Source organism: Psychromonas aquatilis, from assembly GCF_038155185.1.
Lineage (GTDB): Bacteria > Pseudomonadota > Gammaproteobacteria > Enterobacterales > Psychromonadaceae > Psychromonas > Psychromonas aquatilis.
The window spans coordinates 23,146-33,540 of the sequence record NZ_JBAKAZ010000037.1 but is presented as its reverse complement, the minus strand read 5'-3'; the positions used below and the strand labels follow the sequence as shown (position 1 = coordinate 33,540).

At 38.3% G+C, this 10,395-nt stretch carries 7 protein-coding genes and 1 pseudogene; 2 read left to right on the top strand and 6 right to left on the bottom strand.

What is annotated here, in order from left to right:
* Window positions 1–55: 55 nt before the first annotated feature.
* Window positions 56–277: pseudogene (locus tag V6256_RS10450) on the top strand (IS110 family transposase); the annotation flags it as partial.
* A 49-nt stretch (window positions 278–326) separates the two neighbouring features.
* Here V6256_RS10450 and V6256_RS10445 read toward each other — a convergent pair.
* Window positions 327–1,796: a DNA/RNA helicase domain-containing protein gene (locus V6256_RS10445; protein ID WP_341598151.1), complete on the bottom strand. Its 1,470-nt coding sequence runs from the start codon at window positions 1,794–1,796 to the stop codon at window positions 327–329.
* Window positions 1,797–2,982: 1,186 nt separating this feature from the next.
* Window positions 2,983–5,091, bottom strand: a complete 2,109-nt coding sequence (gene pnp / locus V6256_RS10440; protein WP_341598150.1) for a polyribonucleotide nucleotidyltransferase — start codon at window positions 5,089–5,091, stop codon at window positions 2,983–2,985.
* 252 nt (window positions 5,092–5,343) lie between these two features.
* Between pnp and V6256_RS10435 the strand changes: the two genes are divergently transcribed.
* A complete protein-coding gene (locus tag V6256_RS10435) occupies window positions 5,344–6,018 on the top strand; it encodes a glutathione S-transferase (protein WP_341598149.1) in 675 nt (224 codons plus the stop codon).
* Between the two features lie 202 nt (window positions 6,019–6,220).
* On the opposite strand, the gene V6256_RS10430 is transcribed toward V6256_RS10435, so the two are convergent.
* The 4 genes from V6256_RS10430 to cgtA form a co-directional block, all read right to left on the bottom strand.
* Entirely contained in the window at window positions 6,221–6,868 is a 648-nt protein-coding gene (locus tag V6256_RS10430) for a TenA family protein (protein ID WP_341598148.1), read from the bottom strand.
* Between the two features lie 45 nt (window positions 6,869–6,913).
* The gene (locus V6256_RS10425) at window positions 6,914–8,029 is read right to left on the bottom strand and encodes a mechanosensitive ion channel family protein (protein ID WP_341598147.1); all 1,116 of its coding nucleotides are present in this window, start codon (window positions 8,027–8,029) and stop codon (window positions 6,914–6,916) included.
* A 184-nt stretch (window positions 8,030–8,213) separates the two neighbouring features.
* A complete protein-coding gene (locus V6256_RS10420) occupies window positions 8,214–9,044 on the bottom strand; it encodes a mechanosensitive ion channel family protein (RefSeq protein ID WP_341598146.1) in 831 nt (276 codons plus the stop codon).
* Window positions 9,045–9,191: 147 nt separating this feature from the next.
* The gene (gene cgtA / locus V6256_RS10415) at window positions 9,192–10,358 is read right to left on the bottom strand and encodes an Obg family GTPase CgtA (RefSeq protein ID WP_341598145.1); all 1,167 of its coding nucleotides are present in this window, start codon (window positions 10,356–10,358) and stop codon (window positions 9,192–9,194) included.
* Window positions 10,359–10,395 lie beyond the last annotated feature (37 nt).

Here is a 10,395-nt window from a genome sequence, read left to right as displayed (position 1 = left end):
TGTCTTTATTATTAAGTGAAAACTAAGGAGTGACAACTAGTCTGACACAGGGGGGGCTGGTTTTTCGGTTCGTTATTCATTCTGGGCAAAGGCTTATTATGAGCAACAACAAGCTAAAGGAAAACCACATAATAGTATCATTAGAGCCTTAGCCTTTAAGTGGATCAGGATAGTATTTAGATGTTGGAAAACTAACACTCCCTATGATGAATCAACCTATTTAGCGGCGCTAAAAAGAAGAGGCTCACCGCTTTTAAAATTTGCAATTAATAGTTAAATTTTACTAGCGGTCCACCTCAGGGCGTGTTGTTAGTTGCCTTTTCTACCTAGTTTAGAATATTCAAACACCTATTCAACACTTGTTTGTTTCCAATTATTATTAGCTTTAACCTTTTTCTAGTTCGAGTAATATTTTGAAAAAGCATTTTAACTGAATCATAGTATGTTCTTGATTTGTAACTCAACATTCCATTTGCGTCGTAAGAGAAATATTCATCAATAACTACTGCGACATTATCAAACTCTTGGCCAATCACTGTATGTGAATTTTTACTATAAACATCTGAATATGACTCATGATGTTCTTTATTATATTGTGATGGGGTTAATTTGAGAACTTCCCACCCTTCATTACTTATTAATCGAATATAATTCTTAACAGTGTTTGCATCAGTGAAATAGTCAAAGTCAACATTACCGCAATCTTCAAAAGCAACATCAGTTCTCCAGCTATTAAAGAGCACCTTAATAAAACTAGCAATCTCCTTGTTGGTTCTAATTTTATCTGATAATTTAAATTTAACGATTCCACTTATTGCATCGATTTTACTTTCAATATCAGCAAACCGTTCCCTAGATGATAATGTTTGTTGCTTATCATAAGAAAATATACATGAGGTATTACTAGATTTAGCATCTATCACTAGTTGCTCTAGTTGGTTAACATATATTCTTTGCGTTTCATCAATCACTACCAAATCTATATTCGACAAGTCATAATTTCTAAAGTTTTTAATCGGGATAATGTTCCAACCCAAAGTGTTTAGTTTATTATGCCCTTCGTTCAATTGTCCGCAATGTACGATTACCGTATTCTTAGTATTTTTAAGACGTTTTACGATATCATACGTTAAAAGTGTTTTTCCCGTCCCAGGCCCACCATTAACTGAAATGAATTCTGTTGTACCTTTATTAATTTTACTGAATACTTGATTTTTAATGTCTTCTTGCTGGTTGGTAAGAAAATACTGATCATGAATGAATTTTTCCGTTGAATTAAACGGAGAAACCAAATAATCGGATGGGTTAAACAAAATATCAGGGTTATCAAACTTCATCAAATTTTGATTGGTCAGTAACTGTGTCAGCAGTGAAAAATCAACCACTTCCAACTCACTTTTCCCATCAAGTTTATACAAGGTATTTGTTTGAACTACGTAAGTAAAATTATGTACAACCCTGTTAATATGGCTCAAATAATATTTATTTCTTACTAACTGCTTTTTGACTTTATCTGGTGTACTGCTATTTTTCAGCTCTACATTTATAATGTAGTTACTACCAAACCTTAGCAAATCGAATTCTTTGCTAATATGTTGAATTTTATACCCCACGTAAAAATCATTAAATATATTCATAAAAGGTATTATTTCATACATTTGAAAAGCGAGATGTTTAAGGTCTTCAACTTCGTTGTTTTTTATATCTATACCGTAATGCTTGATATACCCGCCATATTCAGCAGGATCAAGACTGTCGTGAGCTTGAACAAGAGATATTATGTTGATACTTTTCATTGATTACATACCTAGAGATTGAAATTTTGTGAATTTAACGGTTATAACTCAATATTCATGCGCTTAATGAACTAATGCGCGTAGAGAGAACGATTGGCAACTAACATCTTATTAGATTCCAGCGGAAAGATGGCAAACATCTAATGATTAATAATAGACTTAGATTACTGCAATTATCAATTTAATCAATAATTTAAAATAAAAAGTGAAATATAAGTCATGTAGAAAGATAACAAAATGTAATATTTACGGCGGAAAGATGACAAATATACAGCAAGGTATAAATAAACATGTATTTTATTTGCAGAGGTATTTTATAAAATCACCATTTTTAATGGCTATTACTGAGAATATGCAGATGAAAAATTAAAAAGAAAAAGAGCTATTGCCGCTCAAGCATTGAAGCTAACGGTATAAAATAGCTAATTAAAAAACGACCCACATTGTGGCTAGGTCAATTTTCCCCGTTGAGTTTTTCTGAATTAATGGCTACCTTTAGCAAGCTAAGGCAAGGATGCCGTTGCTAGCTCAGCTCGCCACATGGATGTGGCGTATGAGCGGTGCGTTAAGAAGGTAGCCATTTATTCAGATTAAAAAACGATCGGGGCCAGTCTCTTTACTTACTTTCTCTGCTGGCAGAGAGAAAGTAAAGTCGCCGACAGGGCGAAACCACAGTGAATAAAAATCAACAAGCCATGACGAGCGCAGACGAGCCAAGCCTCAAACAACATAACCAAAACAGCATCTTTCCTTCAGGCACAGAAAAACCAACAACAACGAGCGTAGGCGAATCAAAAATCAACGCGGCTACAACTCCCCCACCGTTAAGCTTTCCCAAACAATTAAGCACTTTCAGCAACAGCAAACAGGACGTTTGCTGTAAGTTCATTTAGCACATGGATGTGCGTATGAACTGGTGCGTTAAGAAAGTTCTTAATTGGTTGGATCAGAAAGCGACTCGGTGGCCAGTTTCTTTGCCTCCTTTCTTTTCTGGTAAAAGAAAGGAGGTCGCCGACAGGGTGAAACCACCGCTAATAAAAATCAACAAGCCCCGACGAGCGAAGACGAGCCCAGCCTCAAAAAATAACATCCACCACTTTCCTTCAGGCACAAAAAAAGCAAGCCGAAGCTTGCTCTATCAAGTTATGCAAAAATTTACTTAACTAAAAGCAAACCTTAAGAAAAATTACTCAGCTGCTGGCGCTTCTTCTTTCTTCTCTACTGCTTCTTTCATAGAAAGACGTACACGACCTTGACGGTCAACTTCTAGTACTTTAACTTTAACTTCTTGACCTTCTTTCAGGTAATCAGATACTTTTTGAACACGCTCTTCACAGATTTGCGAGATATGAACAAGACCGTCTTTACCAGGAAGAATGTTAACGAATGCACCGAAGTCAGCTAAACGAACAACTTTACCGTTGTAGATAGTACCTACTTCAACTTCAGCTGTCAGTGCTTTAATGCGGTTGATTGCATCGTCAGCTTGCTCACCAGATGTTGCAGCAATTTTAACTGTACCGTCATCTTCGATTTCGATAGTTGTACCTGTTTCTTCACATAGAGCACGGATAACTGCCCCGCCTTTACCGATAACATCACGGATTTTGTCCGTGTTGATTTTCAGTGTGTGAATGCGTGGAGCGAATTGTGAAATGTCATCACGACCTTCAGAAAGTGCTTCATCCATTACAGATAGAATGTGTAAACGTGCAGCTTTTGCTTGGTTTAACGCAATTTGCATGATTTCACGTGTGATACCTTCAATTTTGATATCCATTTGTAAAGCAGTGATACCGTTAGTTGTACCGGCTACTTTAAAGTCCATATCACCAAGATGATCTTCATCACCTAAGATATCAGAAAGAACAACGAACTCTTCGCCTTCTTTAACTAGACCCATCGCGATACCCGCAACAGATGCTTTAAGTGGAACACCAGCATCCATAAGTGCTAGAGATGAACCACAAACAGAAGCCATTGAAGATGAACCGTTAGACTCAGTGATTTCCGATACAACACGCACTGTGTATGGGAATTCTTCAACAGTAGGCATTACTGCCAATACACCACGTTTCGCTAGACGACCGTGACCAATTTCACGACGCTTAGGAGAACCAACAAAACCAGTTTCACCAACACAGTATGGAGGGAAATTGTAATGTAGTAAGAAGTGATCTTTCTTCTCACCCATTAGGCTGTCGATGATTTGTGCATCACGTTGTGTACCTAATGTAGCAGTAACAAGTGCTTGCGTTTCACCACGTGTAAATAGTGAAGAACCGTGAGTACGTGGTAATACACCAGTACGAACGTCAAGTGCACGAACACTTTCAGGATCACGACCATCGATACGCGGCTCACCTTTGATGATGCGAGTACGTACAACAGTTTTTTCTAAATCATGTAGGTATTCGCCTACTTGCTTAGCAGCTAGCGCTTCGTCAGCAGCTAATAATTTTTCTTTAACTTCAGCAGTGATTGCTTTGATTGCGTCGTAACGCTCGCCTTTATCACTGATTTGGTAAGCTTCTTCAAAACGCGCTTGCGCTTCAGTTGCAACAGCCGCATCTAATGCTTCGTTACGTGTTGGAGCAGTCCAATCCCATGCAGGACGAGCTACTTCAGCAGCAAATTCTTTAATTGCAGATACAACAGCTTGTTGCTCATCGTGACCGTATACTACCGCGCCTAACATTACGTCTTCGCTTAAGATACCAGCTTCAGATTCAACCATTAATACAGCGTTGTCTGTACCAGATACAACTAAGTCTAGCTCACTTGTTTCTAGTTCTGTTTTAGTTGGGTTAAGTAGGTATTCACCATCTTTATAACCAACACGAGCACAACCGATAGGACCGTTAAAAGGCATACCAGAGATAGATAGTGCCGCAGATGTTGCAATCATAGCAACGATATCTGGGTTAACTTCTGGGTTGATTGAAACAACAGTTGCAATCACTTGTACTTCGTTTTTGAAACCTTCAGGGAAAAGAGGACGAACTGGACGGTCAATAAGACGTGCAATTAACGTTTCTTCTTCAGATGGACGGCCTTCACGTTTGAAGAAACCACCTGGGATTTTACCTGCAGCGTATGTTTTTTCTTGGTAGTTAACAGTAAGAGGGAAGAAGTCACGCTCTTGATCATCTGCATTTTTACCAACAACAGAAACGAATACACATGTATCGTCCATGCTACACATTACAGCGGCAGTTGCTTGACGTGCAATTACGCCAGTTTCTAGTGTTACCGTATGTTCGCCATACTGGAAACTTTTTACAATAGGAGTCATTTTTTTTCCTTTAATAGTATTATTTTCATTTTGCTTTTTATCGCGCCGACAGTATACGTGATGAAGACAAGTTTTAACATTTTTTAGGTAACAATTTTGATTGTTATAGCGCTTAATCATTAAAATAAAATGACAATTTAAGAAATCGTCGCGTAAATAAACAATATTATTCGCCAAAAGTAGTGCTATGCCCTATCACGCGTTATTATCTTGGTTATATTAAAACCACCCAAAATAACCATGGCTGCTGATTTGACTAACTTACCTATTCTTTATTCCTTGCAACATTGCCCCTATGCGATGCGTGCCCGTATTGCTATTTTTAAGTCTGCGCTTCCTGTGCGTATTCGCGCGATAAAATTAAATAATAAGCCACCAGAAATGCTGGCGTTATCAACGGATAAAACAGTGCCAATGTTGGTAATAGAAGATGGGCAACAGGTGCCGACAGTGATCGAAGAAAGCCTCGACATCATGTTATATATCCTAAAACAAAACGATCCCAATCAACTATTACAGCCCTCGTCAGAGCAATCGTTGGATGATAACTTAACGCTAATCAGTGAATACGAGCAACACTTTTTACCTGCCGTAGAAGCCTATAAATGTGCAAAAAGGTATAAAGAGCCCAATGTTGAAAGCTTTCGTGAACATTGTGAGGTTTACCTGCAACCGTTGGAGGATAAACTGCATCAACATTCCTACTTAACCGCCGATAAAGAAGGCATAGTCGATATTGCTTTAATGCCTTTTATCAGACAGTTCTCTAAAGTTGAGCGACAATGGTTTCAGCAATCCCCCTACCCTAAATTACGAGCTTGGTTGAGCCATTACATGCAAAGTCCGATGTTTACTAAAATCATGGCGAAGCATACGCTTTGGGTTGATTGCCATCAGGACATTATTTTTGGTGATATTAAGAAGTAATTAGCAGGTACTAAATAGTTTAAAGAATAGCTGGTTAAAGATGAGTTGGTTAAAGCAGAGTCGTTTAAACAATCATTTTTTAAGAAGAGTCACTTGAGAAAAGTGGCTTGAAGAAGAGCGGATTTATGCGAAATCAAGATAAGTAAGCAACTGGGGAATCGCTTTAGTAAACCAAGCCCAGTTGCTTTAATTTATGCTTTATTTACTGATAACAGGCATCAAAAAACTGTTTTTCTAATAATACTGCCTCATTAAAATAGGCTGTTATTGTCTGTTGTTGCGCTTCATCTGCGGTATTAAAGGCATTATCGAGCTGCCCGCGAAGGTGCTCGACAACAGAGGCAAAATATTCACCTGAATGTAAAGTTATCCATTCACCAAAGTAAAATGGCAATGAATCAACCGCTTCCACCACTGGCTCAGCCCAACTTAAGTAAACCCATTCGGCAACACATAACACTGCGACCATATTGCCGTATTCACCACTTTTAGCAGCTTTTAACATTAGTGCTTGAAAGTCACTGGTTGGCTTTAATAACTCAGGACTAACTCGCTCAGACTCAACCACAGCTAACATATCAAAAGAACGCTGGAAGTAGGTGTTTTCTGGACCGGCTATATTTCCTAAAAAGTGTGCCAAAGGCAAACGGTCAGGTAACGATGGCGCATAGTGAATAGCAGAAGCGGCTAAGCGCACAAAGTTATCGATAAAAGTATAATCTTGTGCCAAATAACGTTTCATTTTATCTAGTGGCAAACTGCCCTCAGCAAGTTCTGCACAAAATGCGTGCTCTGTTGCTGATTGCCAATGTTCGCCACAATGCTCTTTTAACTGTTCACTCGGTTGCATGGTTATTCCTTTTTTAACCTTCTTATTAACATGTTTATCGTTTGCTTACTTTGACTCAATGCTATCAGAGCTGCCTAATAACTGTTTCTGCTCATCTTTATCAAGATGTAATTGCCTGGTTGGGAAGGCAAATTCAGCGCCATGTTCGCGCACAATGTCAGCCACTTTTAATAGTACATTTTGCTTCACTTGATGGAATAAAATCCAGTTAGTGGTTTTAGTAAAGGTATAGATAAAGAAATCTAATGAAGAGTTATTAAACAGATCAAAATTCACTATTAATGTCTGGTTTTGATCGATATCAGGGTGCTCTTCTAGCATTGCTCTCACTGCTTTAATAATGTCATGCACTTGATCAATATCTTTATATCTCAAGCCAAAGGTTTCTTTAATGCGTCGGTTGCTCATACGAGATGGATTTTCTACAACGATATGTGTAAATAAACTATTCGGCACATATAGCGGACGTTTATCAAAGGTACGAATACGTGTCACACGCCAGCCAATCTCTTCCACTGTTCCTTCAATTGATTTATCTGGACTGCGGATCCAATCGCCTACTTTAAAGGGTTTATCCATATATACCATGGCTGCACCAAATAAGTTGGAAAGTAGATCTTTTGCGGCCATACCAACAATCAATCCCCCCATACCACCAAATGCTAATACACCAGAGATACTGACACCTAGCGTTTGAATAATAGATAACGTGATAATCGTGAGAATAGAAAGTTTGGCTAGCTTAGCCAGTGCGGTTACCGTAGTAGTATCTTTAGCTTCATCAGCAACAAAAACGTATTCTGTTTTGTAGATTAATCGCCACAGCACCCAACCGACTAAAAATAAAATAGCAACTTTTTGCGCTAATGGCAGGTATTCTGAAATGCCTAAATCTTCACTTTCCGCAACGACTCTTAAGGACATCGATGTCCCCATTAATACAATTAACCAGTTGATCGGCTTATTAATCGCATAAAAAATGATGTCATCCCAACCATTTTTTGTTTTTTTGGTTGTACCTTCCATTCTCCGGCCAAAATAGCGCCAAATTAGCTGGACAAAAATCGTTACACAAATCAAAAGTGCAAAGTTGGCTACCCAATTTCCAATATTAAATGAAAGTAGCCAGTCCTTTACATACAGTTCAGCTTGTTCAATCATAATGTTCCTTAATCTACTGCATAGTTTTTAGATATCAATAAGAATACTTAAGCGCATTGCCCTTAAAATGACTCGTTTAAGCAAATCAATGCTTTCAAAATGTTAAAAAGAATAAATCTTAAAAGTAGCAAAATGATAATAACTTATCGCATCATCAACCACCTATAAAGTAATAAACACGGTTTTATCGACAATGCACAGAGAGCTGTCGATAAGGTATTTTTACCTCAGCTTTATCAAACTCTATTTTAATCGCCTCTATTAATGCGCAACGAGCACGCCAACTATCAACGGTATTCACCCAAGGACGTACTACAAAATTAACGCTTGAACTCGCCAGTTCAGAGACTGCAATCGTAGCTTGCGGGTACTTTAAAACATATTCATTGCCTACGACAACAGTTTCTAGTATTTGTTTCACTTGCTTTAAATCAGCTTGATAACTAACACCAATAACCAAATCGATTCTGCGTTCCGGGTAATGAGAGAAGTTGATGATATTACCGTTTAGTATTTTATTATTTGGTACCACGATATATTTGTTATCTACGGTTTTTAAGGTGCAATGAAATAGCTGTATCGACTCGAATGTGCCAGCAATACCAGCGCCTTCAATATAGTCGCCAACTTTAAAAGGCCGTAATATCAGTAATAAAAGGCCAGCGGCGAAGTGTGATAACGTGCCTTTTAAAGCCAGCCCTATCGCTAAACTACCCGCACTTAGTAATGCAATCAAAGTAGCTGTTTTCACGCCTAATTGGCTTAAACTCAGGAGCATTGTGATGGTTATCAGCAGGTAGTAGATGATCGAGGTAATAAATTCACAGACGGTACTGTCTAGTTTTTTATTCGCTAAGGTTAAATGAAGGTACTTACTCGCATAACGAGATATTTTTAAACCAATGAACAGTATTATTAACGCAAAAATGAAGTGTGTAATGAACAAGGATAGCCATTGCTTATCGAACAATACATTGTTGATAATATATTCAAGAGAACCGACATCCGATGGCATTTTATTTCCTGCTTCCAAGTACGACTTTGCATATTAAAAAGTAGGCTATTAGTACCATTAATCTTTGTTATTACATAATAAAAAAGGCCATTTAGCGTTAACTAAATGACCTTTTATAAGATTCATGATGCTTTTTTATTATGAAAATTAATCTCGGACGTAAATAACTTCCATCATTTCGTCTTCATCATCCCAATCGTCATCATCAATGTGAACAGCACCTTCCACAGCATCAATTGCTGATTTATGGTAATCATCCCATTGGAATTCAACTTGTTGACGCTCTTCTTCAGGTGTAAATTCAGTTGGTAGCTCTTCTAAGTAAGCCACTAACTCTTTGCATACTTCACTTGTGCCTGTTTTTGAGATGGCAGCAACTTTATAAACTGGTCCTTCCCACTCAAGTGCATCTTTTACACGTTGCATTACTTCTTCAGCTTCATCTTCTAATAAAAGGTCTGTTTTATTGAAGATTAACCAACGTGGTTTTTCAGCTAATTTAGGGCTGTGTTTTTTCAGCTCTTCTAAAATAACCAATGCATTCTCAGCTGGATCACTTGCATCAGCAGGTAAAAGGTCAACCATGTGTAATAATACACGACAACGCTCTAGGTGACGTAGGAAGCGAGTACCTAAACCAGCACCATCAGATGCACCTTCAATCAAACCTGGGATATCAGCAATAACAAAGCTATTACCATGGCCCATACTTACTACACCTAAGTTAGGGATCAAGGTAGTAAATGGGTAATCGGCTACTTTTGGCTTAGCCGCAGATACACTGCGAATAAAAGTCGATTTACCAGCATTAGGTAAACCTAACATACCAACATCGGCTAATAGTAATAACTCTAATAATAAGTTACGTACTTCACCCGGTGTTCCATCTGTCTTTTGACGAGGAGCACGGTTAGTAGAGGTTTTAAAACGTGCGTTACCCAAACCATGGAAACCACCCTTTGCAACCATCAATTTTTGACCATGTTTAGTCAAATCACCAACGATTTCGCCAGTATCATCATCACGACAACGTGTACCTACTGGTACTTTAATGATTTTATCTTTACCGCGAGCACCGGTACAGTCACAAACTTGACCGTTTTCTCCACGCTCTGCATTGTAAAAACGCACAAAACGGAAATCGATTAAGGTATTTAAATTTTCATCGGCTTCAAGGTAAACATCACCACCATCTCCGCCGTCACCGCCATTTGGGCCGCCACGAGGAATATATTTTTCAGTACGAAAGCCGACTACGCCGTTACCACCGTCTCCAGCGTCAACTTTAATCTTTGCTTCATCAACAAACTTCATTACTACAACCTCCAAAAATACATTCGCTACTTATTAG